This window comes from Cyanobium gracile UHCC 0281, from assembly GCF_034931305.1.
Taxonomy (GTDB): Bacteria; Cyanobacteriota; Cyanobacteriia; order PCC-6307; family Cyanobiaceae; genus Cyanobium; species Cyanobium gracile_A.
The window spans coordinates 1-24,572 of sequence record NZ_JAYGHY010000028.1; the positions used below are offsets into that span (position 1 = coordinate 1).

General features: G+C 64.2%; 31 protein-coding genes and 1 pseudogene. 16 read left to right on the plus strand and 16 right to left on the minus strand.

The features are described from left to right. Positions 1–490: 490 nt before the first annotated feature. The 4 genes and pseudogenes from VB739_RS09585 to VB739_RS09600 all read left to right on the plus strand — a co-directional run. Positions 491–1,282 (plus strand): annotated as a pseudogene (locus tag VB739_RS09585) (arsenic resistance protein); the annotation flags it as partial. A gap of 391 nt (positions 1,283–1,673) precedes the next feature. Then, positions 1,674–1,835, plus strand: a complete 162-nt coding sequence (locus VB739_RS09590) for a hypothetical protein (protein ID WP_323356852.1) — start codon at positions 1,674–1,676, stop codon at positions 1,833–1,835. A 147-nt stretch (positions 1,836–1,982) separates the two neighbouring features. Continuing rightward, on the plus strand, positions 1,983–2,948 hold the full coding sequence (locus VB739_RS09595) for a DnaJ C-terminal domain-containing protein (RefSeq protein WP_323356853.1): 966 nt from the start codon (positions 1,983–1,985) through the stop codon (positions 2,946–2,948). After that, the gene (locus tag VB739_RS09600) at positions 2,941–3,252 is read left to right on the plus strand and encodes a chaperone modulator CbpM (RefSeq protein ID WP_323356854.1); all 312 of its coding nucleotides are present in this window, start codon (positions 2,941–2,943) and stop codon (positions 3,250–3,252) included. The genes VB739_RS09595 and VB739_RS09600 overlap by 8 nt, the downstream gene beginning before the upstream one ends. A gap of 4 nt (positions 3,253–3,256) precedes the next feature. On the opposite strand, the gene VB739_RS09605 is transcribed toward VB739_RS09600, so the two are convergent. The 3 genes from VB739_RS09605 to VB739_RS09615 all read right to left on the minus strand — a co-directional run bounded on the left by VB739_RS09605 (position 3,257) and on the right by VB739_RS09615 (position 4,511). Continuing rightward, on the minus strand, positions 3,257–3,766 hold the full coding sequence (locus VB739_RS09605; RefSeq protein WP_323356855.1) for a DUF3368 domain-containing protein: 510 nt from the start codon (positions 3,764–3,766) through the stop codon (positions 3,257–3,259). Beyond that, the gene (locus tag VB739_RS09610; RefSeq protein WP_323356856.1) at positions 3,730–4,098 is read right to left on the minus strand and encodes a UPF0175 family protein; all 369 of its coding nucleotides are present in this window, start codon (positions 4,096–4,098) and stop codon (positions 3,730–3,732) included. Before VB739_RS09610 ends, VB739_RS09605 begins: the two co-directional genes overlap by 37 nt. A gap of 80 nt (positions 4,099–4,178) precedes the next feature. Further along, positions 4,179–4,511, minus strand: coding sequence for a hypothetical protein (locus VB739_RS09615; RefSeq protein ID WP_323356857.1), 333 nt, complete (start codon positions 4,509–4,511; stop codon positions 4,179–4,181). Positions 4,512–4,546: 35 nt separating this feature from the next. Between VB739_RS09615 and VB739_RS09620 the strand changes: the two genes are divergently transcribed. Continuing rightward, positions 4,547–4,777 (plus strand): hypothetical protein, encoded by a 231-nt coding sequence (locus VB739_RS09620; RefSeq protein ID WP_323356858.1) that lies wholly within the window; start codon positions 4,547–4,549, stop codon positions 4,775–4,777. Further along, positions 4,774–5,175, plus strand: coding sequence for a PIN domain-containing protein (locus VB739_RS09625; protein WP_323356859.1), 402 nt, complete (start codon positions 4,774–4,776; stop codon positions 5,173–5,175). The genes VB739_RS09620 and VB739_RS09625 overlap by 4 nt, the downstream gene beginning before the upstream one ends. Here the strand turns inward: VB739_RS09625 and VB739_RS09630 are convergent. Continuing rightward, on the minus strand, positions 5,172–5,723 hold the full coding sequence (locus VB739_RS09630; RefSeq protein ID WP_323356860.1) for a hypothetical protein: 552 nt from the start codon (positions 5,721–5,723) through the stop codon (positions 5,172–5,174). The genes VB739_RS09625 and VB739_RS09630 overlap by 4 nt on opposite strands. Positions 5,724–5,734: 11 nt before the next feature. Here VB739_RS09630 and VB739_RS09635 point away from each other — a divergent pair, with 11 nt between their 5' ends. Next, positions 5,735–6,394 carry an alpha/beta family hydrolase gene (locus VB739_RS09635; protein ID WP_323356861.1) on the plus strand — a complete coding sequence of 220 codons (660 nt, stop codon included), beginning with the start codon at positions 5,735–5,737 and terminating at the stop codon, positions 6,392–6,394. A 114-nt stretch (positions 6,395–6,508) separates the two neighbouring features. Here VB739_RS09635 and VB739_RS09640 read toward each other — a convergent pair whose 3' ends face one another. The 5 genes from VB739_RS09640 to VB739_RS09665 form a co-directional block, all read right to left on the minus strand. Next, positions 6,509–6,946, minus strand: coding sequence for a hypothetical protein (locus tag VB739_RS09640; RefSeq protein ID WP_323356862.1), 438 nt, complete (start codon positions 6,944–6,946; stop codon positions 6,509–6,511). 41 nt (positions 6,947–6,987) lie between these two features. Then, the gene (locus tag VB739_RS09645; RefSeq protein ID WP_323356863.1) at positions 6,988–7,497 is read right to left on the minus strand and encodes a hypothetical protein; all 510 of its coding nucleotides are present in this window, start codon (positions 7,495–7,497) and stop codon (positions 6,988–6,990) included. A 429-nt stretch (positions 7,498–7,926) separates the two neighbouring features. Next, positions 7,927–9,219, minus strand: a complete 1,293-nt coding sequence (locus VB739_RS09655; protein WP_323356865.1) for an EAL domain-containing protein — start codon at positions 9,217–9,219, stop codon at positions 7,927–7,929. Positions 9,220–9,524: 305 nt separating this feature from the next. After that, positions 9,525–9,926 carry a type II toxin-antitoxin system tRNA(fMet)-specific endonuclease VapC gene (gene vapC, locus VB739_RS09660; RefSeq protein ID WP_323356866.1) on the minus strand — a complete coding sequence of 134 codons (402 nt, stop codon included), beginning with the start codon at positions 9,924–9,926 and terminating at the stop codon, positions 9,525–9,527. Then, positions 9,923–10,156, minus strand: coding sequence for a type II toxin-antitoxin system VapB family antitoxin (locus VB739_RS09665; RefSeq protein WP_323356867.1), 234 nt, complete (start codon positions 10,154–10,156; stop codon positions 9,923–9,925). The genes vapC and VB739_RS09665 overlap by 4 nt, the downstream gene beginning before the upstream one ends. A gap of 45 nt (positions 10,157–10,201) precedes the next feature. Here VB739_RS09665 and VB739_RS09670 point away from each other — a divergent pair, with 45 nt between their 5' ends. The 7 genes from VB739_RS09670 to VB739_RS09700 all read left to right on the plus strand — a co-directional run bounded on the left by VB739_RS09670 (position 10,202) and on the right by VB739_RS09700 (position 13,396). After that, positions 10,202–10,750 (plus strand): hypothetical protein, encoded by a 549-nt coding sequence (locus VB739_RS09670; protein ID WP_323356868.1) that lies wholly within the window; start codon positions 10,202–10,204, stop codon positions 10,748–10,750. Positions 10,751–10,855: 105 nt separating this feature from the next. Next, the gene (locus tag VB739_RS09675; RefSeq protein ID WP_323356869.1) at positions 10,856–11,110 is read left to right on the plus strand and encodes an antitoxin; all 255 of its coding nucleotides are present in this window, start codon (positions 10,856–10,858) and stop codon (positions 11,108–11,110) included. Beyond that, on the plus strand, positions 11,107–11,520 hold the full coding sequence (locus tag VB739_RS09680) for a type II toxin-antitoxin system VapC family toxin (protein ID WP_323356870.1): 414 nt from the start codon (positions 11,107–11,109) through the stop codon (positions 11,518–11,520). The genes VB739_RS09675 and VB739_RS09680 overlap by 4 nt, the downstream gene beginning before the upstream one ends. Positions 11,521–11,570: 50 nt before the next feature. Next, entirely contained in the window at positions 11,571–11,906 is a 336-nt protein-coding gene (locus tag VB739_RS09685) for a hypothetical protein (protein WP_323356871.1), read from the plus strand. 98 nt (positions 11,907–12,004) lie between these two features. Then, on the plus strand, positions 12,005–12,268 hold the full coding sequence (locus tag VB739_RS09690; RefSeq protein WP_323356872.1) for a FitA-like ribbon-helix-helix domain-containing protein: 264 nt from the start codon (positions 12,005–12,007) through the stop codon (positions 12,266–12,268). Next, positions 12,265–12,705 carry a type II toxin-antitoxin system VapC family toxin gene (locus tag VB739_RS09695; protein WP_323356873.1) on the plus strand — a complete coding sequence of 147 codons (441 nt, stop codon included), beginning with the start codon at positions 12,265–12,267 and terminating at the stop codon, positions 12,703–12,705. The genes VB739_RS09690 and VB739_RS09695 overlap by 4 nt, the downstream gene beginning before the upstream one ends. A gap of 64 nt (positions 12,706–12,769) precedes the next feature. Continuing rightward, on the plus strand, positions 12,770–13,396 hold the full coding sequence (locus VB739_RS09700; RefSeq protein ID WP_323356874.1) for a hypothetical protein: 627 nt from the start codon (positions 12,770–12,772) through the stop codon (positions 13,394–13,396). A gap of 165 nt (positions 13,397–13,561) precedes the next feature. On the opposite strand, the gene VB739_RS09705 is transcribed toward VB739_RS09700, so the two are convergent. From VB739_RS09705 to VB739_RS09730, 6 genes are all read right to left on the minus strand, one after another. Continuing rightward, positions 13,562–14,464: a hypothetical protein gene (locus VB739_RS09705; protein ID WP_323356875.1), complete on the minus strand. Its 903-nt coding sequence runs from the start codon at positions 14,462–14,464 to the stop codon at positions 13,562–13,564. 203 nt (positions 14,465–14,667) lie between these two features. Then, complete coding sequence (locus tag VB739_RS09710; RefSeq protein WP_323356876.1) at positions 14,668–18,222, minus strand: TM0106 family RecB-like putative nuclease; 3,555 nt, start codon at positions 18,220–18,222, stop codon at positions 14,668–14,670. A gap of 67 nt (positions 18,223–18,289) precedes the next feature. Then, a complete protein-coding gene (locus VB739_RS09715) occupies positions 18,290–18,733 on the minus strand; it encodes a hypothetical protein (protein ID WP_323356877.1) in 444 nt (147 codons plus the stop codon). Positions 18,734–18,868: 135 nt separating this feature from the next. Further along, the gene (locus tag VB739_RS09720; RefSeq protein WP_323356878.1) at positions 18,869–19,528 is read right to left on the minus strand and encodes a metallophosphoesterase family protein; all 660 of its coding nucleotides are present in this window, start codon (positions 19,526–19,528) and stop codon (positions 18,869–18,871) included. Continuing rightward, entirely contained in the window at positions 19,515–20,672 is a 1,158-nt protein-coding gene (locus VB739_RS09725; protein WP_323356879.1) for a vWA domain-containing protein, read from the minus strand. Before VB739_RS09725 ends, VB739_RS09720 begins: the two co-directional genes overlap by 14 nt. 131 nt (positions 20,673–20,803) lie before the next feature. After that, on the minus strand, positions 20,804–21,472 hold the full coding sequence (locus VB739_RS09730) for a MerR family transcriptional regulator (RefSeq protein ID WP_323356880.1): 669 nt from the start codon (positions 21,470–21,472) through the stop codon (positions 20,804–20,806). A gap of 163 nt (positions 21,473–21,635) precedes the next feature. On the opposite strand from VB739_RS09730, the gene VB739_RS09735 reads away from it, so the two are divergent. Beyond that, positions 21,636–22,382: a M20/M25/M40 family metallo-hydrolase gene (locus VB739_RS09735; protein WP_323356881.1), complete on the plus strand. Its 747-nt coding sequence runs from the start codon at positions 21,636–21,638 to the stop codon at positions 22,380–22,382. A 22-nt stretch (positions 22,383–22,404) separates the two neighbouring features. On the opposite strand, the gene VB739_RS09740 is transcribed toward VB739_RS09735, so the two are convergent. After that, positions 22,405–23,943 carry a SulP family inorganic anion transporter gene (locus VB739_RS09740; RefSeq protein WP_323356882.1) on the minus strand — a complete coding sequence of 513 codons (1,539 nt, stop codon included), beginning with the start codon at positions 23,941–23,943 and terminating at the stop codon, positions 22,405–22,407. A gap of 179 nt (positions 23,944–24,122) precedes the next feature. On the opposite strand from VB739_RS09740, the gene VB739_RS09745 reads away from it, so the two are divergent. Then, positions 24,123–24,572 carry a hypothetical protein gene (locus VB739_RS09745; protein ID WP_323356883.1) on the plus strand — a complete coding sequence of 150 codons (450 nt, stop codon included), beginning with the start codon at positions 24,123–24,125 and terminating at the stop codon, positions 24,570–24,572.

Sequence of the window (24,572 nt, forward strand, 5' to 3'; positions counted from 1 at the left end):
GGGGGGGGGGGGGCCACGCCTCAGAGGTGAACGATGGGAGCTGTCCAGGAAAGCCAGACCACCTCAATCACCCCAGTTCTGGCCTTGGTTTATGCCCCTATCTTCGCGTAGTTACTCTCGGTTTTCCAGAATCTCCCTGGCATTTTCAGGGGGCCAACCGTAACGGCTAATCACCATACCGAACAAGCTGAAAACCGTTTCCTGCTTTCGTAAAACATGATGTCTTATCCATGCTACGTTGTTTGAGTATATCCTTGAAGTGCGAGTAGATCATGGAAAAAGGTTTGGGTAAATTTGAGAAGTATCTCTGGTTATGGGTCACCCTGTGTTTGTTGATTGGATTATTTCTTGCTCAGCATTTTCCCAATCTTAGCTCAATAATGAATAAATGGAAAATAGGTAATGTTTCGATTCCCATAGGAGTTTGCCTGTTTTTAATGATGTATCCAGCATTACTTAATTTTCAGATCAGTGAGGTAAAAAACTTCTTAAAGCTCCCAAGCCAATAGTGCTTACCTTAGTGTCTAATTGGCTGATTGCTCCATTGGTAACAGCAGTTCTAGCCTATTATTTCCTAGAAGGACACGATCAGCTGATTGTGGCACTTATCTTACTTGGTTCCAGCCCTTGTACGGCAATGGTTATTGTTTGGGGAAGCCTAGCAAAGGGCAATCAAGAGCAAAATGTGATTACAACAAGCATAAATACTTTTACGATAATGTTCTTATATGCACCAGTTGTTATCCTGCTGACAGGCGTTCAAGGGATAGACATTAATAAATTCGAATTATTCATTTCCGTTTTGGTATTCATTGGCATCCCTATGCTGACGAGCCTTATCTCGCGTAAACTTCTAATCAAGCGCAAAGGGAGAGCCTGGTTCGAAAATTTTTATAGGCCTCTTCTGGGCAAGACTGCTATAATTGCATTGCTCTTTACCTTGATACTTCTATTCACTCTTAATGGAGAAGTGTTGATGCAAAACCCTCAAGACATGCTTCTAGTGTCAGTACCACTCTTGATTGGGTTTGTGATTATAGTAGCATTGAATATACTGTTAACAAAGCTATTTAGATTGAAATACAAAGAGGCAATTATAACTGTAATAATAGGCTCTTCGAGTCACTTTGAAATTGCCATAGCTACTGCCATAGCTCTATTTGGCCTAGGATCTCAAGCTGCCCTCGGTACAACCATGGGACTATTCTGGGAAGTGCCAATCATGTTGGGATTGGTGTATTTTGGCAAGTACCTACAACGAAAGTCTTTTTGGAATGGCTAGCAGCCTAGTAGAAATTTGAAGATGGATGTATTTTGGAGTGATTCAGTTTCAAGTCGCCCTACTTTTACTCTTTAAGACCCGTTTTGTGCTTGTTTAAGCTCCCAGGTTGAGGACAGCAATCACACCAATCCTGCGCCTATCCTGTAGCCAAGAGATAACCGGGAGCGCGATACAGATTCGTCAGTGGTGCCAGTACGTTGACCTTGCAATGGTTCTTGGCCATTCCGCGGAGCTGAACCCCCATGGGTCTGCCTTGGGATGGGGCCACTCCACAAGCCAGAGTCAGCAAAAGCACGGAGAGGCCCCTCCCCCGAGAGCCGGACAACCCGGACAGGGCTCTGCCGTCCCTCTCGCCCTGCAGGGCCAGGCGATCACCTCCGATCCGCTCACGGTGGCGGCCGTGGCCGTGCCCCTGCGGCTCTACTTCGCGATCATGTGGCACGTGGCGTTCGCGGTGGGCCGCCGCAGCGGGCTCAGCCACCCGAAAACGGCCACCCTGGCCGGGGTGATCGGGCCGTTGATCGAGGTACCGGTGCTGGTGGCGCTGGTCTAAGTGTCGCTGTGGTTGCGGCACCGCTTCCCGGCCCGGGCGATCGGCTGAGCACCACCAAGGCATAGAGAAAGGCCACCGCCGCCAGGGCGATCAGCCTGGGCATAGGAAGATGGCCGCCGATCCAAGGGGCCGGGCGGGGATGCTGCGATGAAGTTCAAGGATTACTACGCCACCCTGGAGGTGGAGCGCGAGGCCAGCGCCGAGGAGATCAAGAAGGCCTACCGAAAACTGGCGCGGAAATACCACCCCGATGTGGCCAAGGAGGCGGGCGCCGAAGACAAGTTCAAGGAGATCAGCGAGGCTTACCAGACCCTCTCCGATCCAGAGAAGCGCCAGGCCTACGACGACCTCGGCCGCCACGGCCCCGGCGAAGAGTTCCATCCGTCCCCGGAATGGGACAGCCGCTTTTCACGCGGCGGCCAGCAGGAGGTCGACCTGGCCGATCTGTTCGAGCGGATGGGCTTCGGCGGCGGCGGCGGCTTCGGTGGTGGCACCGGTGACCCCCGGCGGCCGGGGGCGGACTTCCCGATCCGCGGCCAGGACGTGGAGGTGGCCACCGAGCTGACGCTGGAGCAGGCCGCCCGCGGCACCGAGGTGTCGTTCTCGCTCAGCGTTCCGGCCCTGCGGGCCGATGGCCGGGTCGAGAAGCAGAGCCGCAGCGGCCGCATCCGGGTGCCCCGCGGCGTGGTGGAGGGGGAGCGGCTGCGGGTACCGGGCAAGGGGGGCGACGGCATCGCCGGCGGTCCCCCGGGCGATCTCTATCTGGAGATCCGGCTGGCGCCCCATTCCCGGTTCAAGGCCGTGGGCCACGACCTCTACCTGGAGCTGCCGATCGCCCCCTGGGAGGCGGCCCTGGGGGCCGAGATCACGGTGCCCAGCCTCGACGGGACGGTGGCGGTGAGCCTGAAGCCGGGGATGCGCAGCGGCCAGAAGCTGCGTCTGGCCGGCAAGGGCCTGCCCCACCGGCGCGAGGGGGCGGGCGATCTCTACGGTGTGATTCAGATCGTGCTGCCCGAAAAGATCGGTGAACGGGAGCAGGCGCTGTACCGCGAACTCGCCGAAGCCTCCGCGTTCCACCCCCGCCTCCACCTCGAAGGACCCACCGATGGCTGACGACCTGCTGATCCCCGACGACGACGAGGCCTGCACCGTGGCCCTCGAGGAGTTGCTTGCCGCCTCGGGCCTGGGCCACGAGGAGGTGATCGAACTGGTGCAGTTCGGGGTGTTCCACTGCGCCCAGCACGCCCCGGTCTGGACCTTCCACGTCCATACGGTGCGCCTGGCCCGCCGCGCCGCCCGGCTGCGCGACGACTTCGGCCTCAACGTGTCCGGGATGGCCCTGGCCCTCACCTACCTGGAGCGGATCGAGGCCCTCGAAGGGCGGCTGCGGGAGCTGGAATCGCAGTTGCCGCGGTGAGGTTTCAGCTGGCGGAGTCGTCGTCGATCTCGCCACAGCGCTTCAGAACGGTGGTGATCACGGCCGGAGCGATGCGGAAATCACTGTTGTGCAGCGCATCAAACACCGCCCGGGCCGATGGAATCAGGCCCCGCAGACGGGCCAGGCCGATGACCGCGGCGGTGCCGGCAACCTTCAGGCCGAGCTCCTGGGCAATGGCCCTGCCGGCCCGTTCATCGATCAACAGCAGCACCGGTCCGGGTCTGGAGAGGGCCAGGCGGATGCTGGCCGCTTCGCCTTCGTCGAGGTCGGGCAACTCCGGACCCTGCAGGGGGTCCGGCGTGATCGTCAGCCAGCCGGCCTCAGCCGCAGCGGTGATCCTGGCTTCCTGATCAGTGAACCTGCCGGTGAGCACCTCATCGGCCACGGTGGCGGGGAGGAGCACGGTTCCGAACAGCTCCCGCAACCAGCCGATCCCGTTGACCTTGGCCAGGCCGATCAGGGGGCTGGCGTCGCTGATGACGATTGCAGCCACTGCTCCAGGGTGTCGAGATCTGCGAGGGTTTCGGCTTCCGTCAGGCGGATCGCCGCGATGCCGAGTCGCGAGAGATGGACGATGAAGGTGGCGGTGTCCATGTCTGCCACGCGGGCGGCCCTGGCCAGGGAGAGCTCGCCTTCGCGAAAGAGGGCCGTGGCCAGGGCTGGCCTGACTCCCGGCGCCTGCAGGAGACCTTGCTGGTCGAGGCCCATCAGCAGCGCGTCGGGGTGGTCGCGGTTGAGCACCACGACCATGTCGGTCTTTGCCTGGCGCAGGGCCTCAGACGGATTGTTCTTGAGGCCGCTGACGCTCACGGCACGCATGGCCATCGCTGCAGGGAAGAACGGACAGGATGATCCTATGGCCTTTAGCCGGGGGCTTGAGTCAGGGGGCCTATTGTTGCGCCCAGCTACAGCCCCACCTTGCGGCGTCCCCAGGCCATGCCGGCTGCATAGCCGATCGCCGGCAGCAGCAACCCGAGGTTCAGGGGGATCTGCACCACAAGGGCGATGCCCACCAGCCAGGGCAGCAGCAGCAAGGACCCGAAGGCCAGCTGGCTGAAGCGCGAGCGGCGCGCCAGGCGGCCCGAGCCCTGCACCAGGCGGGGCACGCCCTTGCCCAGGCCGTAGCCCAGCAGCACGGTCAGAACGGTGAGCAGGATCGCGCCCATGGCGGGGAGGCAAGCCCCAGGATTCTGCTGCGCCAGCCAGCCGCTGGGGCCACAGCCGGCCAGGTCTGCCATGCTGGCCGAGAGTCTGACGAGGGGGCGTTGAAAGCATGAAAGTCACCGTCGAGCTTTCAGACAAAGAGATGGGCGAAATCCTGGCTTTCACGGGAGAGCGCAAGAAGGGTCCTGCCATCCGCAGGCTGATGGAGGAGGCCTTGCAGCAGCGGCGGCGTGCCGAAGTGGCCCAGCGCTTCCTCAGCGGCGAATGGGGTGTGGGGCTGGACAGCTTCGAGTCCGACCAGGAGCGCGATCGCCAACAGGCGCAGACGATCGATCCATGACGCTGCTGCTCGACACCAGCCTGTGGATCGACTTCACCCGCGCCCGCAGTCCGAGCCATCTCAAACAGTTCATCGCCCCCTTTGTCCTCGCCCCCCAGGCCCACCTGGCCGAGCCGGTGCGCTTTGAGCTGTTGCGCTCCGCCCGGCCTGAAGAGGCCCGGCTGCTGGAGGCGCAGTTCGCCACCCTGCCCTCACTCCCCACGCCCGCGGATCTGTGGCAGCAGGCGATCGCTCTGGGCCTGGCCTGCCGCAAGATCGGCCGCACCGTTCTCAGCCTTGATCTGCTGGTGGCCGCGGTCGCCCTGCACCATGACGCCGTCGTGGTGAGCTTCGATGCCGACTTCGAGGCCATCGCCTCGGTGAGCGAGCTGCGCCTGAACCGTCTGGTGCGCCCCTAGTCGCAGACGGGCACATAGGGCACCGCGATCGTGGTGATCGCGCTCTGTTCGGCAAACGCACCGAGCACCTGCTTGCCGGCCCGATTCACCGTGACGAACCGCCCGGCGAACGTCTCGTCGTAGGCCGAGGTGGCGGAAAATCCAGCGGCACGGGCGCGCTTCACCAGATCGCTGGCCGTGGCGCCTGGAATGGCGATGCCGAATGCTGTCTTCACGCCGGCCGAGAAGGCCAGGACCCGCAAGAGGCCCCGGTCGAATTCGACCGTGCCGACGATTCCGGCCGGCGCCTTGGGCCCTTTGAGCTTGTAGACGACAGGCAGCGGCGGCCCGTCGAGCTCACAACCGGTGCCCGGATCGGAGAGCCAGCCGGTGGCGACGGCTTCGGCTCGGCCCATGCCGAGACGCAACGGGCCGATCCCGTCAAGACGGAGCACCGGGCTGGGTCCGCGGCCATCGGCCCATGCCGATCCGGCCGCCAGCAGCAGGAGGGCCCCCAGGGCCCCAAGCCGTGCAGCGCGACGCAGCGAGTGGCCGATCCGGCGTGTCATGGTCTGACTGTATGGGCACCAGTTCCGCACCCCGCCTGATCGACGGCCCCGCCAACGCGCCGGCCACCGTGCTGCTGGCCCACGGGGCCGGGGCACCGATGGACAGCCCGTTCATGGCGGCGATCGCCGGCGGACTGGCCACGGCGGGCTGGCGGGTGGTGCGCTTCGAGTTCGGCTACATGGCCCGGATGCGCGAAACGGGCCGCCGCCAGGGGCCCGAGCGGATGCCGGTGCTGCAGGAGGCGTTCCGCCAGCAGGTGCGGCTTGAGACGGGCGAGAGCCCCAAGAGGCCGCTGTTCATCGGCGGCAAGTCGATGGGCGGGCGGGTGGCCAGCCTGCTGGTGGATGAACTGGCCGCCAGCGACGGGGTGCGGGGCTGCCTGTGCCTGGGCTATCCCTTCCATCCGCCCGGTAAGCCACTGCAGCTACGCACCGAGCACCTGGCCGCCTTGCAGTCGCCCACCCTGATCCTGCAGGGGGAACGGGACACGTTCGGGCGGCGGGAGGAGGTGGAGACCTACAGCCTCTCGCCGGCGGTGCAGGTGGAGTGGCTCCCCAGTGGGGACCACAGCTTCAAGCCCACACGGAGTTCGGGGCTGAGCGAGGCGGAGAACTGGGGGAGGGCGGTGGCGGGGTGTGATCGGTTTGTGAAGGGGGTGCTGGGGGGGTGATCCTTCCGGCAAGGGAGAACTGCCTCGCCTCTCTGCTTGTCCGGCAGATCCTGAGCTGCCGGATCGCTTGCCTTGGTCGTCGTGGTTGAGAACGGGGCTCAGCCTGCGCAGTCATCAGGACTTGCCTGACAGCAGCGTTTCGATCAAACCAATCACGCGTTCTTCCAGCTGATCGATACGCCGCAACAGCCGAGCTTCCGTTTGGGCCAGAGCTTCCTCGCTGACGCCGCCACGACCAGCTCCCGCTACCGACAGCGAGCGTGCCGGGGCGGGCCAAGCGCCATTCGCAAACACGGAGCTGAGATGGTCCCAGGTTTTCTTCTTGGTGGGAGCTGGGCCCAGGGCGGCCTCCAGATGGGCATGGGCCGCTGCGGCCGTGCGGAAGCGGGCCTTGAGGGCCGCAGGATGACATTGCTCCTTCGGCAGCAAAGGCTGGGGGGACTCATTCAATGCACCGATGGCCTCCGCCGGTGCGATTTCCTCCACCAGCTGACGGATCGCGGCGTTCTGTTCACCCACGGTGCGGAACAGATCGGCATCGCCCTTGGCCATGCGCGCCATCAGCTCGCCGAAGCGATCGCTCAGTTCCCCCATCAGCCCTCTCTTCCTCCGCGAAGCAGGCGGCGCATGCGCTCGATCAGCCGTGTGATGCTGAAGATGCTCCAGTAGCCGGCCTCATCCTTGGCGGCATCGAGTTCCTGCAACAGCCCATCGAGGGCCTGTTGTTTGTCTTCGAAGGCCTCCAGCTCCTGGTGCATGTCCTGGGCGATGCGGAGGGCCTCCGCCTTCTCCTGGCCCAGTGCCATCAACCGGCCCTCGTAGCTACGCAGGGTCTCCAGAAACCGTTCGCGAGCCACCGTGAGCTCCCTGGAGCGGCGTTGCAGCTGGGCCCTCGAGCGGGTGAGGGAGGCGTGGCTGTTGCGCATCGCCTGGTAGTGGTGCTCGATCTGCTCCCGGCTGAGGGCGCTGAGATCGGCGGGGAAATCCTGGGTGGAGCGGATGCCTTTGCAGGCCAGTGGGGCTTGGGCTGGATCGGACGCCACCGGCATCGATTCAGGGTCTGGCAGGAGGAGGCTCAGCTCCCCTTGCTCGCTGTTGGTCATCGGATCAGAGACGCGACCTCCAGCAGAGCACTGGAGATGGAGGGATCGCCAGCACAGGCCTTGGGCCGGTCATGAATCGATTCACATTTCTCAAAACGAGACCCCTGACTAAGTGTGTAGTCCCACCAGGTTGTTCAGCTGACGATGGGGTGAGAGGTCGCCAGGGTCAGGGTGTCACCGCCCCTCCCAAGACCTCACACCCCATGCATAGCCACCCACTGGCCCGTCTGACGCCGATCAGTCGGAAACGCCTGATTCGTCGGCATCAAGGTGAGGGCGTGAAGCGCAAGACCCTTGCGGCGCAAGCCGGGATCAGCCTGCGCTGCCCCTACAAGGGGCTGGACCGGTACCGCTCGATCACGGCCTCGCGCTCTGGAGTCGACCGTTGAATCAGCAGGACCGTGGACTGGTGGTTGTCTGGCGATCAGATCAGGGTTTGAGGCGCTGATCAATACAGAGCACGAAGGAAGCGCCGCTGGCGTGCTCCAACCTCGTGGCCACGGTGCGGCAGCGCTGGCCGGTGGCCAGGCTGATGTAGGTGTCGGTGATGTGCTCATGGAGACCCGTGTCAATCAGGCTGAAGAAATACTCCTTGTTGGCGTGGTCGGTGCCCCGCGTGGCGGGTGTGAACAGGCGGTTCCTCGACGGGGGTAGACCCTGGCCTAGGTGCGTGTTGCTGATCTGCAGTCCGTCGCCATCGAGCACGTAGGCCGCTTCGATCATGGTGTTGGTGCCTACCCAGTTGGCAAGGGCGCCGTCGAACATTTGGGCAGCGATGTGACGTAGGCCTTCACACCCTGCGCGGGCCAGATTGATCAGATCGAGGCCCTCCATCTGGCGGGCCCGGATGGCGGCAACGGCTTTGACCCGTTGCCGGCGGGCGGCTTCCATCAGCACGGGGTGCAGGGCCGCCAAGTGCAGGTTGGCCGCAGGCTTGGGGCGCGCAAAGTGATAGCCCTGGAAGAACTCTGCTCCGAGGGCGGCGCAGGTGTCCAGTTCTGCCTGGGTTTCCACCCCTTCAGCCAGCACCAGAGTGCCGATGGTCTTTCCAAGTAAGATCAGCGACTTCATCATTTCCTGCTTGCAAAAGTCGCGGTCGACTCCGGCGATGAGGCTGCGGTCGAGCTTGATGATGTGGGGCCGCAATTCGGCGATGCGTGGCAGGTTGCTGTGGCCAGATCCCAAGTCGTCAATGGCGATCAGGAAACCCAATTCGCGATGGCGCTCCACGAAGCGTTTCAGGGTCATCGTGTCCTGAACCTTGGTTTCGTTGAGCTCGATCACGATGTCGCTGGGTTCCAGACCCGTGGCCTCGGTGGCCTCGAGCAAGGCTCCCGAGCCTTCCACTCCCTCGTCGATCAATGAAGTTTCAAAGTTGAGAAACAGAAAGGGGCGTAGGGACCGGGGCAAGTTGAGATCCCGGTAGGCCTCCATGGCCCGGATGCGGCAGCGGCGATCCAGCTCCAGCAGCTTCCCAGCCTTGCGGGCCTTGGCGAACTTCTGTCCAACACCCATGAGCGCCGGGCGCGCGAGGGCCTCCAGGCCCACCACGGAGGTTTGCTTGAGGGAGACGATGGGTTGAAAGTGAATGTTCAGCTGATTCGATGGGAGGATCGCAGAGACCTCCATCGTTGGCTCCATAAGTTCAGCGTGAACCATTGAGCGCGAATGACGGCGGATTACATTTGTAGCGATCCAGCAGCATTGAACCCTAGGGAACATCTGAAAAACGTACTAAAATCAACCGAGATCCAAGACTGAGACCGGAACGGATGGCCGTCCCCCTCCAGCTGGGCTTTTCGGACCACGAGCAAATTCACGCCACAACGAGGACGCGTCGCCAGCGCTTCTTGGATGAGATGGAGGCCACGGTTCCCCGGGAAGCCTTCCTGGCCTTGATCGAGCCCTGCTGCCGGCCTACTTGCGGATCTAGAACAACCGCAGGTGCCACATGGCCCTGGGTGGACTCACCCCCCAGCAGCGGCTCGCTCAGCTGCATGCATGAACAATCTGGTGGGAAAGCACACCTAGGCCGTCGGCACCCAGTTTTCAACCTGCAGGCCGCTCACCTGGGCAAACGCCCGGGTGTTGTTGGTGATCAGCATGGCCTGCAGGCTCAGGGCATGGGCCGCAATCATCGTGTCGAGTGAGCCAATGGGAGTGCCCCGGCGCTCCAGGTCCGCACGCAGCTCGCCATAGGCCCAGGCAGCGCGCTCGTCGAAAGGGAGAATCGTGAGTGGGGCCAGAAACATCTCCAGGGCCTGGCGGTTGCGCACCGAACCGATCTTGGCCACCCCGAACGCCAGCTCGGCCGCCACCACACTGCAGAGGCCTATCTCTCCGAGGCGGTAGCGCTTGAACCGCTCCAATACCGCGGCTGGTTTGGCGTTGATGATGGTGATGCAGATGTTGGTGCCGAGCAGAATCATGGGCTGATCGCTTCGCGGATCTGCTCCTCCGGCTGCTCACGCGTGATCACAAACCCCGGCTCGAAGGCGGCCAACTCGGCCTCCAGGGTTTGCCAGGGGTCATCGATGGGCAGCAACAGCGCCCCATTGCCGAAATGCTTCACCACCACCTCGCTGCCGCTGAAGCGGTACGCCTTCGGCAGCCGCACCGCCTGGCTGCGGGCCGATTGGAACAGACGTGCGGTGTCCATGGCAGGCCCTGACCTGGTAGTGATCCATGGTTGCCACCACGGCTGGTGAGGTACCCCGTCATCACCCGCCGCTGCCAGGATTCCCAGCAACGCCAGCCCGCCGTCATGCCCCTGCCCCTGCTGATGCCGGTGTTGGCGGCCGTGGCGATCGCCCCCTGCCCAGCTCCGGTGAAGGCCCAGTTGGATGGCCTCTACCGCTGGCAGGTGGCTCGGCAAGACATGCGCGGTCCGATCGAGCTCAGGAGCCAGAAAAGCCGCTTCACCGATGGGCTGTACCAGAAGCTGCGGCGTGCCTATGGGCTCGATCCGAACAGCGGCCGTTTTGTCGACTTCGATCTGTTCAGCGGCACCCAGGTGGGGACCTTCGGCGCCAAGGTGCTGGGCTGCAGCCCCGCCCCCGGCGGAGGACTGGAGGCCCGGGTGGCGGTGCAGGCAGGCCTGCGCAACCGCCCCGGTGAGGCGCCGCAGCTGTTGCGCTATCAGCTGGTGCGCGGCCCTGCCGGCAGCTGGACGATTGCCGACATCGTCTATTCCCATCCGGCCGGGTTCCGCCTCACCAGCTATCTAGCTGAGCTGCTGGGACCCAAGCCCTGAGCGCTGCAGCCACCCTGCGGGTTACGTCGATGGATGGCCAAGCAGGACGGCCAGGGTTTTCGACTAACCTGTACCTACATTTACGTACACACCAGGCAGGGGGCCATGGACGTGATTCCCAGCCGGGTATTCATGAACGGCAACAGCCAGGCCGTGCGCATCCCCGCCGAGTTCCGCCTCGCCACCGACCGGGTGCAGATCACCCGCAGCCCCAACGGCGATCTGATCATTCACCCCTGCCCGGCCCAGCGTGGCCAGGCCCTGCTCGACACGCTCGCCGGCTTCGAGCCCGGTTTCGTCGCCAGCCTGGAAGCACAGCAGGCCAGTCGTATCCCGGTGCAGGAGCGGGAGAGCCTTTGATCTATCTGCTCGACACCAACATCCTCATCTACCTGATCAAGAACCGGCCGCCCCAGGTGGCTGAGCGCATCGATCAACTCGCCGATGTGGACAGCCTGGCGATGTCGTTCATCACCTGGGCCGAACTGCTGCGCGGGGCCGAGGGCAGCCAGCGCCGCGAGGCCACCCTCCAGCAGCTCGAGGCCCTGACCCGACAGGTACCCGTGCTCTACCCCGATGGCCCCGCCATCTGCCGCCACTACGCCGCGCAGGCCGCAACCTTCAAACGCCGGGCCACCCCCATCGGCGGCAACGATCTCTGGATTGCCGCCCAGGCCCTGGCCCTCGGCGCCACCCTGGTGAGCCACAACGTGCGCGAATTCGCCCGCATCGAGGGCCTGACCCTGGTGGATTGGGCGGCTCCTGCCTGATCGACGCCGGGTGCCCGGGTCAGACTTCAGCAAGCCCATGCTCCGGAACGATGGCGCACCCGTCAGCCGCGCAGATCGCCCGCCTGGGACGCCAAGGGGTGGCCCTGTTCTTCGTGTTCATGCTCAGCGCCGAGCTGCCCAGCCAGGTCTTTCATCTCACCCAGCACTTGATCGGGCCGGGGCGCGGCGCCATCGCGGAAAGCCTCGAACACCTCGGAGTGCTGCTGGTCTACCTCCTGGCCCTGGTCTGTGCCCTGTTCCTGGCCCAGCAGGAGCTCTGCCGCACCCGCCTGCTGGCGTCCTACCCGCCACACGAGCCCATCCCCCTCGCCATGCATGTGCTCGGCCTGGTTTGGGGCCTGCTGGCGGTGTTCCTGCTGCGCTGAGCGGGGCGTGTTCAGGGTGCGCCTGGACCCAACGATCGAACCTGACCGCAAGCGCTAGCGTTGCAAGCACTGACAGCATTGCCTGCGCGGACCTCGTTATGGCCAGCCTCACGATCCGCAACCTCGACGACGCCACCAAGGCCCAGCTGCGACTGCAGGCCGCCCGCCACGGTCACTCGATGGAGGAGGAAGCCCGCAGGATCCTGCGCCAGGCCGTGCTGCCGCAACCCGCTGGCTCTGACAGCCCAGGTCTGGGGAGTCGCATCCACGCCCACTTCGCCGCCCTCGGCGGGGTGGAGCTGGATCTGCCGGCGCGGGTTTCCATAGCGGAAGCCGCCGTGCTCACCGAGGAGCCGACGTGATCGTTCTCGACACGAACGTGATCGCCGAACTGATGCGGCCCCAGCCGGAACCGGCCGTGTTGGCCTGGGCGGATCGCCTCGACCCGGTAGACGTGGGCATCACGGCCATGAACGAAGCCGAGATCCTGCACGGCCTCACCCGGCTGGCGGATGGTCGCCGCAAGCAGGCCCTGCTGGATAGCTGGCAAGCGTTGGTGACGGCCCTGCTGGGCGATCGCGTGCTGGCCTTCCACCGGGAGGCCGCCCATTGGTATGGCGAGCTGCTGGTGCGGCGCGAGCAGCTCGGACGGCCGATCGCCACGGCCGATGCGGTGATCGCCGCCACCGTCCTGGCCCAGGGCGCCCAACTGGCCACCCGCAACGTGAGCGACTTCACCGGCCTGGGCCTTGATCTGGTCAATCCCTGGGACCAACCCGAACCCCTCCAGCCAAAGTAGCAACAGTGCCACTGCAACTGTAAAAGCAGGCTAGAGTTCACGGCCCCTCGCCCCAGGCCGCGCCATGACCGATCTCCCTCCAGTGGCCCAGCGGTGGCTCGACCAGCTCACCACCAGCTCCCGCAACATCGACAGCCTCGTGGCGGAGGGATTCCAGGGTTGTTCCTTGCTGGATCTCCTGCCCTGGATGGACGGGGGCCAGGGCCTGGCCGCCATCGAAGCGATCGACTGGGTGAAGAGCCAGCCGGACGCGGACGGTGAGGTGGCGCTGATGACCGCTGATGCGGAAGGCCTGGACAGGCTTCTGGAGTGGATGCTCGAAACCCGTGGCAGCTGCCCGATGGTCTATGCACCGGAGCCGGATGTCGTGGTGCCGGACGGGGTTCCCTTGCTGCGCCCCACGGCCTTCAACCTGCCGGAGGGTGTGACCTCCGATGAGGTGTTGGATGAGGAATTCAGCGAGAACCTTTCAGAGTTGTTCGCGGCCATCAAGGACTCCTATGGGAATCACGCTCACCTCTACAGAATCGACTATGGACAGCTGATAGGGAAGATCGAACAGGGCATCTTCCTTGTCGGCCAGTTCATCGACCTCAACGACGGTGAAGTGTTTGACTTCAGCATGGACTCCATGAATCAGCGGATTCGCTACCAATCCACTGGCCGTTACCACGAAGGCTTTTCTGGGTGATCCGGCACAGGCTCTTTCATGGTGATTGCGCTCGAGCCAGAAAACTGATGCGCTGGCTCAACGTGCTTGATTGCGAGGTTTGCCCCCAAGATTCTTTGACTTGCCAAGATCTGAAGTGAAGAGTTTGGCATGGCACCGAATTGAACACCAGCCATCCAGCTCCAGTCACGCTGTGCCCGGCTGGGGTTGGATGGCAGATGGCTGCCTTTTCTCAGCAAACATCTCTTGCAGCATCGCCTTTGTGGAGGCATCTGATTCTGATGTTGACTCCAAGTCTTTCAGGACGCTTCCCAGCGTGACCAGCTCAACACCCTCACAGGGATCAAGACGTGCAAGGTCTGGCAGAAAGAAAAACATGGTATCCACGCCTCGGCGGCCATGCCTCAGGAGTCGGTCTTTTTTGTCCCTAAGGTCACTGACGTTGACGCTGTGGGTAACCTGAGCAATGACTCTTTTGTCGCCTTGGCCGATGCCCAGGATGTCGATATCGATCAACCCTCTGCCAATCGGCAGCACAAGCCGATCCAGCTTCCCACGGCCGCGAAGCCACTCGTAGCAGAGAACTTCAAGCTGACTTGGATGCAGTGAGCTGGCCTCGCGTGGAAGGGATTCATTCTTCAGCGCCGCCCACAAAATCTTTCTTGCACTGGGCCAGCCAGTGATGGTCGCCTGCCTTGGCTGAATTCCCGCAAGCAGTGGGTAATCGACATAGGGAACCTCAAGAGCCTTGCTGAGCTTGACAACCCTGTATATAAATGGCTCGCCAGACTCGGGATCACAAAACTTCTTGGCTTCGACCTTTGAGTCTTTATTCAGTATCCCAACCAGCATTTTCTCGCCGTTCAGCCGCCTGAAATCGGCACCCACGATGGCTCCGCTTTCGCTGTACTTTAATAGCCTCTTTAGCGCCTTGCGACCCGCCGGGGAAAAGTCTTCGGGGTTGATTGAGAATTTGTCTTCATAATGCAAGGCGATCTTTCGTTCATTCCATAGTTGTTGCAAAATGGCGGTGGTGGACGAGCAGTTATGTCGAACAAAAACGGACTGCTCAGGGCAATTGGACTGCATAGGCCTTCCTCTCTTTGGTTGGTGAACGCTGAAAATCATAGGGGGGTGAAGCACTATTCGTTAAGTCAGCTGAGCTGACCTCCTGCCAGGAAAGCTGCCGCCTCTCCATCCCGTCCGCTTTAACCTCATGGGGGCCATGACAGCCACACACTGGATCAGGATGGGCTGTTCCTCAATGGATGGAGAAGGGCATTCCTTTCAGTTCAGCTGAAATTTCGGCGATCATCTGTCATCGATGCCTGGACCAAGCGGCACAACCGGTTGATCTGTTCCGCTTCCGCCACCGTATTGGCAATCCCGCTCACCAGACCGGGCGAACCCACCACGATCGAGAGACAACGGGCGCGGCTGATGGCCACATTCAGGCGGTTGGGTTCCAGCAGAAAACCCAGGCCTCGGGGGGCGGCGTCGCCGTCACTGGCGGTGAGGGAGTGGATGGCCACCGGTGCCTCCTGACCCTGGAACTTGTCCACCGTGCCAACCCGGGCGCGATGACCCAGCCGTTGCTGCAGACGGTTCACCTGCACGTTGTAGGGGGCGGTGACCAGGATGTCGTCGGGGGTCAGCAACCCGCTGCGTTCACCACTGCCGGAGGCATGGCGGTAGCTGGAGCCCAGCAACGCCTCCACCAGCTGGGCGATGCGCTCGATCTCCTCCTCAGAGCTGACGCTGCGGCCGGAGTGCTCCACCGCCTCGAACACCAATCCGTGTCCAGGCAGGAGCCCACCATGGCTGCCGGTGAAGGGCTCCCGCCAGTCGATGCGATTGATGACGTTGGCGGGGCTGGCCTGGAGGCGGCCGTCATAGAACAACTCCGAGACCATGGCGGTGAGTGAGGGCTCCATGCGCCAGCTGGTGGCCAGGAACACGCCCCGATCGGCCGGGACGACATGGGCGTCCTGCATCAGATAGTCGAGGCAGGAATCACCACTGTCCCCAGGGTGATCGGCCTGGGAGGGCTGGGACAACTGCTGCTGGTCGCCCACCAGCAGGATCGAACGGGCGCAGCGGGCCATCACCAGCAGGTTGGCCAGGGAGACCTGGCCCGCCTCATCCACCACCAGCAGATCAAAGGCGCCTGCCACTTCTGGTCGGCAGAGGATGAAGCTGGTGCCACCCACCACGGCCATGGCTTCTGTGATTTGGTCGGGCTTCACCAGAGCAATCGGGGTGCCCGCCAGGGCTGGGTCGTCGTTGTCACTCCTGCACTTGACCACAGCCTGCGCCAGGCCTTGCTCGCTGATGACGGCCTGGGTCTTGAGCAGCAGGTTGTTGATGGCCGCATGGCTGTTGGAACTGATCGCGACGCGCTGACCACGGCGCACCAGTTCGGCGATCACCTGGGCCGTGACCGTGGTCTTGCCGGTGCCGGGCGGGCCTTGCAAGGCAAGGGTTTTGCCTTTGCTGGCTTCCAGGAAGGAGGTCAGCAGCTCCACCACCGCTGAGGGCTCGGCGCGCACGAGTGAGTTGAGCGCCACCAACTCCGCCACAGATTCACGCTCCAACAGGTGACGGATGGGCTCGGGCAGGGGCTGTTGCTCTTGGACCCAGGACTGGGCTTGTTCATCGAGACGCTCGCGCAGGCTTTCACTGATGTCGGCGGGCACCTTGATCAGAGCGACCGGCGTGCGGGGCAGGTCCACGCTGAGCCCCTCGGCGACAAGTCGGTCCCGCTTGCGCCATGGAAACTTGAGCGTCACCAGGCCCTGCTCCGCATCAAGCTCGTCCACCCCCAGTTGCAGTCCTGCTTCCGGGATCTCGATGGTCAGCCCGCTGTGTCCAGGTTGGGCGCGCAACTTGAGCGGTTGGCTGGGGTCAAAGCGGAAGCTGTGGAAGTCGGCGCCGGTGCGGACGCTGGTGCGGCTCTCCATCGATTCCCACACGGCCCATTCAATGGCCTCACCGTCGCTCTCCAGATCCCCTGGAGACTCCAGCGCTTTTTGCTTGCGATCGAAGTACGCCCACCAGGCCACCTTGGCTTCCCGGTGGTGAAAGGGGAGCAGCTGGGCCAACAGCCGCTGCACCCGCCAGCTCAAGCCTAGGGGACCGCGTTGCTCCTGCTCCTGAAGCAATGCTTCTGGTGCATCGGCGGCGGGATCGCTCTGGAGAGTTTCCGGCAGCTCGGCGATCAGCACGGCGGCAAGGGCCTCCAGGGGCCAGGGTTCTTTCTCGGGCCTTTCTGCCTCTTCCAGCTGGAGGGGTTGCTCGGGCAGGCCCTGGTCGGAGCGTAGCTGGAGCAGCCAGTCATGCAGGTAGACGGTGGATTCGCAGTCCTCCCGGTTGTAGTCCTCGATCGCCCGCAGCTGCGGGCTGGCCTCTGGCGCTGGACCCGGCCGGGGAGGTTCACCCGATGCCAGCCAGTTGGTGTAGGCCACCACCGAATCCCCGGCATTGGTCACCTCCGCGGAGCGAGCCTCCATGTAGAGGTGCTCCACCTTCTTGATCGAGTAGCTCTCCTCGCCCAGCACGATCGCGTTGGTGACCACCGGCAGCAGATCCACCAGCAGGCCCGAGCGCAGCCATTCATCGATCACAGCCTCCCGGGTGGAGTGCTGCTGGGCCAGCCGGCGCATGGCCGTCTTCTCGTAGCTGGCGTAGTGGTAGATGCGCAGGCCAGGAAACTGACGACGGCGTTCCTCCACCCAGTCGACCCAACCCTCGAAGGCCTTCTTTTCCTGCAGTGGAGAGTGGGCCCACCAGGCTTTGAACTGGGGCGTGCCGCCGCGTTCATCGCGATAGCAGGCGCCAAAGAGGTATTCGAGCTTCCTGGCGGCGACGGCATCGTGCACCCCCTCCATGTCGAACCAGATGTCGCCCGGATCGGCCGCGGGGAGGGCGGATAAACCCTTGCCCGGCCGCAGGGGCCGCACCCGATAGGCCGGTCTACCAGCGGCATCGGCTGGTGTGAGCTGGAGTTCGGCCTGCTGCTGCAGTTCATGGAGCGCCTCATGGGCCAGGCCAGCAATGGCGGTGCCTGGAGCCAGCGCACTCAGTTGCTCGATCGTGTGGATGCCGGCGGCCTTGAGCTTGAGGCGCTGGCTCTGGCGCAGGTTCGCCACCAGCACCAGATCCCGCTCGGCGATCAGGCGCTCCTCGATGAAGGCGCTCCAGCTGCCGTGATCACCGGGTTCATCCTCCGGCGGCGCGTCGGGATCGAAGGCAGCGCAGAAAGCGCGGTAGCGGTTGCGGAGCTGTTGGTACCAGGCCCAGAAACGATCCGTGTCGAAAGACTGGAAGCGGCCACCACCGAGAAACAACTCGAAGCGATCGGGCCGGTGCCCCAGCAGGGGGGTGAGCAGTTCGCCGTAGGAGCAGGCCTGCACCAGGAAGGTGGTGCGGGGCTTGCTGGCCAGCTTGCACTCGATCGGGATGTAGCTCCAGTCGCCCAGATCGGAGGGCTGGGGAATTCTGCGAAGTACATCAGCCGAGCCGCGGATCTCTCCGTTGTTCAGCGAGGCCTGGTGGATGAAGTCGAAGCCTTCCGCCATGGCGGCCCTGGTGGCGGCGTAGTCGGCTTCACGCTGCTGGCCGGAGAGGCGGGCGATGCGATAGCCCTCGGCTTCCAGCTGGTTGAGCAACACCTGCTCAAGGCGCAGGCCATCGGCGAACAGTTGCTCATCAAGGCTGGAGGGAGGCGGCTGCTCGCCCGTGAAGAGACCCCTGGCCTTGAGTTCCTCCCACCATGCCCCGATCCGCGGGCTGCGGCTGAAGAGGGCGAGTTGGCTGGGGGTGATGGGGCGGTCTGGGAAGGGCGGCACAGTGGATGACAGGCGGATGATGTGGGGGTTTAGTGGTGATGGGCGATCGGGAGGGCGTGGCTGGTTGTCAGTCCAGATCGACCGACTCGAGCAGCATCCGGGCGCGCATCAGCCGATCGGCATCGACAGCCCAGGCGACAATCTGGCTGTGCCTGGCATCGTCGTCGCTCAGCATCTCTTCGACGACACCATCGTGGAAGGCCTCCAGATGGCGCACCAGGACGAGAGCGATCTGCTGGTCTTCGTGAGCCGTGGTGTCGAGCTTTTCGATCCGATCGAGCACCTCTTTCACCTTGGGACTCTGAGTTCGTTCGGGCTTCTCGGGTCGCTGCGCATGAGACTGCATGTCGATCAGTTGCTGGGGGCTGGCGGGGATACCGGAGGGCAACGACGCTGCGAGTGCTTCATCGGCCATCTCAGGGTGCAGACCCTCGTTGGGATCAACGGGCTTCCCGTTGCAGAACCTGTAGCGGGTGTTCCTGCTGCTGGAGGGGTCGGTGGGTTGGGTCATCTGAGGTTCGCTGTCGGTGTTACCAGAATCCCCCCTATCGCTTGGGAGAGCATGCGTGTACGGGCGAATGACCAGATCGTCCGGCTGAGCTTGAAGAGACGGCCTCGGTCTTCCAGCCGGGATCAGGAAGCTTGATCAGACACTGATCTCCATGCTGTGGGAGTGCGGGGACGGAATCCTCAACTTCAGTGCTGTCAGCGTTCCACTCAGATAAGCCCCCGTATCAATCCCGATCCGATGCGGCAGCCGCGTCACCTTGAAGTCATGCCGAAACGTATGTCCATGCACCACGGTGTAGGGCAACCCATGGGGCCTGCTCAGAAACGGCCGCCGGATCCAGATCAGATCGTCTGTGGCCTGGTGCTCCAGGCGGATGTCGGGGCGCACGCCCGCATGGACGAACAGATAGCGGCCGCGGATTGCCGTGTACGGCAGTTGCTCGAACCAGGCCTGGCGCTCGCGGGCCAGGGGCAGGAGGTCGGGGTTGGCGCCGTTGCACAACCACAGCTCCACGTCCTCATCCGGCGCTCTCGGTGCCATCGCCTTGAGCAGCATCTGCTCGTGGTTGCCCCGCAGCACCGTCACCGCCGCCAGGCCGTAGGCGCCGGGGTTCTCCTGCAGCTGCCACACCCGCTCCAGCACCAGACGGTCGCCATCGGCTTCGGGGGCCCGATCGATCAGGTCCCCCAGGAAGATCAGCTCGGCACCTGAATCAAAGTGCGGGGTGAGTTCCTGCTCCAGCAGGGAGGCGCAGCCGTGCACATCCCCGATCGCCACCACTTCAGGTCTGTTCATCGTCGCTCTCCCACACATTGAGGCTGGAGCGCTGCGATTCCCGGCGGAGGTTCTTGCGGCTGCGCTTGGGATCGCTCTTGAGCAGGGCCAGCTTTTCGCTCAGCAGGTCGAGCTCCCTCGCGAGCCTCGGGGTGGCGGGCATCGCCGACAGGTCGCCGAACAGCTTGCCCAGGCTGGCGCTGGCGCTGATGACATCCCCTCGATCCAGATCGGCGATCACTTGCCGGCGTTCCCGGTTGGCCCGCAGCAGCGCCATCTGTTCGGCCACCGCGTCATCGGGCTCCAGCTGCTTGAGCTCCTCGCTTTCCATCACCGGCAACTGCAGGTGCTCGATCAGGCTCTGGCGGTCGCCGCTGCCGGGCGCCTCCCAGGCCAGCCGCACGCTGAGGATCTCCTGATTCGGGACCCAGGCGGGCAGCTCCACCTGGAGGCCCACGTTGAGCTCCTGGCCGGCGCGCAGGTTGGGAAGTTGGTAGTTGCCGGCATCGGTGGGCGTGAGGTCGTTGAGCAGATCGACCACCTCCGCACCGTGCTTGCCGCGCACCCCGAGGCTCACCCGCCTCCCGAAGGTGCTGGTTAGCCCCTGGAGCTCGGAGGCGTAGAGATCGGCCAGCTGGCTGGGGGTTTCGATGTGGGCCAGAGTGCCGTCCCCCGCCGCGGCCATCGCCCCCATCAGGTCTTCGTCGAAGTCATCCCCCAAGCCGAAGGCACTGGTGCTGATGCCCCGCTGGGTGAGGCCCGCCACGTTGGCAGCGATCGTCTCCTGGTCGGTGAGGCCCTCGTTGGCCTGGCCATCGGAGAGCAGCAGCACCCGGTTCATCGCCCCGGGATCGAGGTGCTCGGCCACCTGGGTGGCTCCCGCCCACCAGCCATCGAACAGGGCCGTGCAGCCGCCGCTATGGATCGTGTTGATCGCGGCGATGAAGGGCTGGGGATCGGACACGGGCCGCGAGGGCACGACGATCTGCACCTCATCGTCGAAGCTGACGATGGCGAGCCGATCGCGGCCGGTGAGCTCACCGGCCAGAAAGCGGGCCGCCTTGCGGGCATAACTGAGCTTGGTGCCATCCATCGAGCCGGAGCGGTCGATCACCAGGGCCAGGTTGAGCGGCGGCCTCTTGCGAAGGCTGGCTTCGGCGGCCACCGGCGGCGGGGTGATCGTGAGCAGCAGATCCAGGATCGAGGGCGATCGGAGGCCACGGCCGGCCGCAGGGGCCGGAAGCGCAGGGTGGGACGGGTCATGGTTGGGGAAAGCGGTGGGACGGGGGAACGGGTTCAGCGGGAGGCGTCGTCGAGCAGGGCGTTGAGGCGGTCGAGAAGGTGCTGGAGCCACTGCTGGCGCCGGGGGCCGGCAGGAGGAGGCAAAACGGAGTCGCGGACGTGCACTTCGATGCCGGGGGCGAGGGTGAAACGCAGCCAGCGGCTGCCGTTGTCGCTGGAGCGGGATCCGGAGGGGGTGCGCTCGGAACGGGGGCGGGAGGACAGGGGTTTGTTGAGCATCCCAAGAACGGAGCCCATCGCGGCAGCTTTTCGTGCGAAGGACGGAGATCCCTTGGCCGCGGCACCGATGGCGTCGGCCGTGGACGGCAGATCCCGCAGGTACTGAAGGGCCTCGTTGGCGGAGGGAGCGGTGGCCGCCGCCCCCTCGCCATCGAGCTGCTCCAGCTGTTGCTCCAGATCGGCGTCGGCCAGAACGCAGAAGGGAGCAATGGCAGAGAGGCTGAGGCCGCGCCGGGCCAGGGCGCGCACCAGCACCAGTTGCAACAGGTGCCGGTGGCCATACACCGCACTGCGCCCCTCCTTGCCGGGGCGATCGATCAGCCCCTGGGTGGCATAAAGGCGCACGGTGCGCGGCGAGATCTCCTCACCCAGCAGCTTGCCGGCGACAAGGAGGAGCTCCTCGAGGCCGTAGACGGCGTCATCTGGGGTGAAGACCTTGACCATCCCCAAATTATCCACACTTGCAGTGCAGGTGTCAAGCGAGTAGGCTTCGTGCCCCATCGGCCGCCCAGTCATCGACCACCCCACCCCCGACCCCGCGCCCCTGCTGGAACACCTGCAGCACCTGGCCCGGCCCCGCCATGCCCGCTGGGATCCCATGGGCCTGATGGCGGTGCGCGCCTATCTCACCGAGCAGCTCGGCGCCCTGGGGCCGGTGCAGGAGCACCACTTCCGTGCGGGGATCGATGCGGGCACCAACCTGATCCTCAAGCTCCCCGGCCAGCGCCCGGAGCTTGACCCCATGTTGGTCGCGGCCCACTACGACGGCCCTTTGCACTCGATCGGCGCCGACGACAACGCCTCCGGCCTGGCCGCCCTGATCGAACTGGCGGTGCACTGGAAGGCCCAGCCGCCCCAGCGGCCGGTGTGGATCGTGGCCTTCGACCAGGAGGAATGGGGCATGCTCGGCAGCACGGCCCTGGCCGGTGAACTCAAGGCCAGCGGCCAGACGCTAAAGCTGATGGTGAGCCTGGAGATGCTCGCCTACACCGCCGCCACCCAGAGCTATCCCCATCCCGCGATGCGGGCGAGCTATGGCGATCGGGGCGACTTCATCGCCGTAGTGGGCAACCTGGGCTCCGCAACGATGTTGCCGGGCCTGGCCAGCCGCATGGGGAAGCACGTGATAACCAAGGTGCTGCCGGTGCCCGATGCCGGCCGGGCGATTCCCGATGTGCGCCTCAGCGACCACAGCCCCTTCTGGGATGCGGGCTACGACGCCGTGATGGTGACCGACACCTCTTTCATGCGCAACCCGAACTACCACCAAATGAGCGACACGATCGAGACGCTGGATCTGCCGTTTCTGGCGGCCGTCACGGAGGGGTTGAAGGAGGGACTGGAGGTGCTCTGATCTTGGGACTGTTCGACCTGGTTCAGTGCACCGAACGCAGCGCCCCTCCCCCGCCACCGGCTTCCTCGGCCTGGCCGATGCGGGCAAACAGATCGGTGCTTTCGCGGTTGAGGTGCACCACCTCCACCGCCGTGCCACCCAGCTTGAGCCGCCGGATCACCTGGTCGAGGGCGCTCACGCCGCTCTGGTCCCAGATGTGGGCGTCGGCCATGTCGATCGTCACCCGGGCCGGGTGTTCGTGGATCTCGAATCCGGCGCGGAAATAGATGCTGCTCACGAAGAACAGCTGGCCGCGCACGCTGTAGATGCGGTGGTCATCCCCCTCCAGCCGGCTCTCCACCGCGATCACCTTGGCCACCTTGCGGCTGAACAGAATGCCGGCCAGGGCCACACCGGAGAGCAGGCCGATCGCCAGGTTGTGGGTGATCACCGTGACCGCCACCGTGAGCAGCATCACGGCGGTATCGCTCTTGGGAATCTGCCGGATTCCTGTGATCGAGCCAAAGTTGGCGGTGTTGATGGCGATCATGATCATCACGCCCACCAGGGTGGCCATCGGGATCTGGTTGACCCAGTCCCGGGCCAGCAGGATCATCGCCAGCAGGCTCACCCCCGACGTCAACGTCGACAGCCGCGTGCGGCCGCCATAGCCCACGTTCATCACCGACTGACCCACCAGGGCGCAGCCCGCCATGCCGCCGAACAGGGAGCTGACGATGTTGCCGATCCCCTGGCCCCGCGCCTCGGTGTTCTTGTGACTGGTCTGGTCGGTGAGGTCGTCGAGGATGTCCTGGGTGAGGAAGGTCTCCATCAGCCCCACCAGCGAGATCGCCAGAGCCGTGGGCAGGATCAGGCCCAGGGTGCCGAAGCTCAGGGGCACCTGCGGCAGGGCGAACTGCGGCAGCCCCGCTGGCAGTGAGCCCAGGCTCGCCACCGTGGGTAGATCGAGTCCGAGGCCGATCGAGATCCCGGTGGTGATCAGGATGGCGATCAGCGCCGACGGCACCACCCGGGTGAGGCGCGGCAGCAGATAGATGATCGCCAGGGTGAGCAGCATCAACGCCCAGACCGCCGGCAGCTGGGCGGCCTGCACGACCACCGTCTCCGGGTGAAAGACATCAAGCCCCAGCTGGGGCAACTGGGCCAGCAGGATCAGGATGGCCAGGGCATTCACGAACCCCGCCATCACCGGCTGCGGCACGAAGCGCATCTGATGGGCGAGCCGCAGATAGCCCCAGGCGATCTGGAACAGGCCGGTGAGCAGACCCGCCGCCAGCAGGTACTGCAGGCCGAGCCCGTCACCCAGGGCGTCTCCCTGCTGCACCAGGCCCGTCATCAGCAGGGCGGTGGAGCCGGTGGCGGAGGTGATCATCGCCGTGCGGCCGCCCACCACCGCCAGCGTCACCGCCAGCAGGAAGGCCCCGAACAGACCCACGCTGGGATCCACCCCGGCAATGCCGGAAAAGGCGATCGCCTCCGGGATCATCGCGAAGGCCACCACCAGGCCCGAAAGGATGTCGCGGTGGGGCAGGCCCCACCACTCCTTGATGGAGAAGGTCATAGGAAAAGGCGCGTACGACTCACACCCGAATCAGCCAGATGCTTACGGGGGGAGTGATCGTTATGGGCCTGACCGTACCAGCCAAGGCCGAAGGACCTGGAACCACCTGGTCCTTCGCAGGGAAATCCGTACCGATCCGGCCGCCCTGGAGAAGATGGATTCCGACACCAACCCTGCTGATGCAGCCAACGATTGAAACCCTTCACAGCTTCTACGCCGAGCGGATGGGAGGGCCCTTGCCAGACACGCTGTTGCCGTCCGATCAGCCCCTGTACTGGCAGGGGCAGACCCTCTTCAGCACGGCCCAGACGGCGGAGCCGGCCTATCTGCTCCAGAGCACGATCGATTCCTTTCTCAGCGAGGCCCCCCTGGGTTATTTCAGCGTGGGCTTCTGGGGCCACGGCATGAACAGTCATGCCTTCTACTACCAGCGCCGCGAGCCCTGGTGCAGCCTGTTTCTGCGGCTGGCCTACGGCGGCTTCTACGACGACAACGAACGGGCTGCCGGTGAGATCAGGGCCACGACGCCATGGGTGACGCCATCTTTCGGATCGCCCTCCGCAACGGCCAGGCCATCGAAGGCGACGGCCCCCTGTTCGAACGCGATCGCGGGCCGGCCGCTGCGTTGA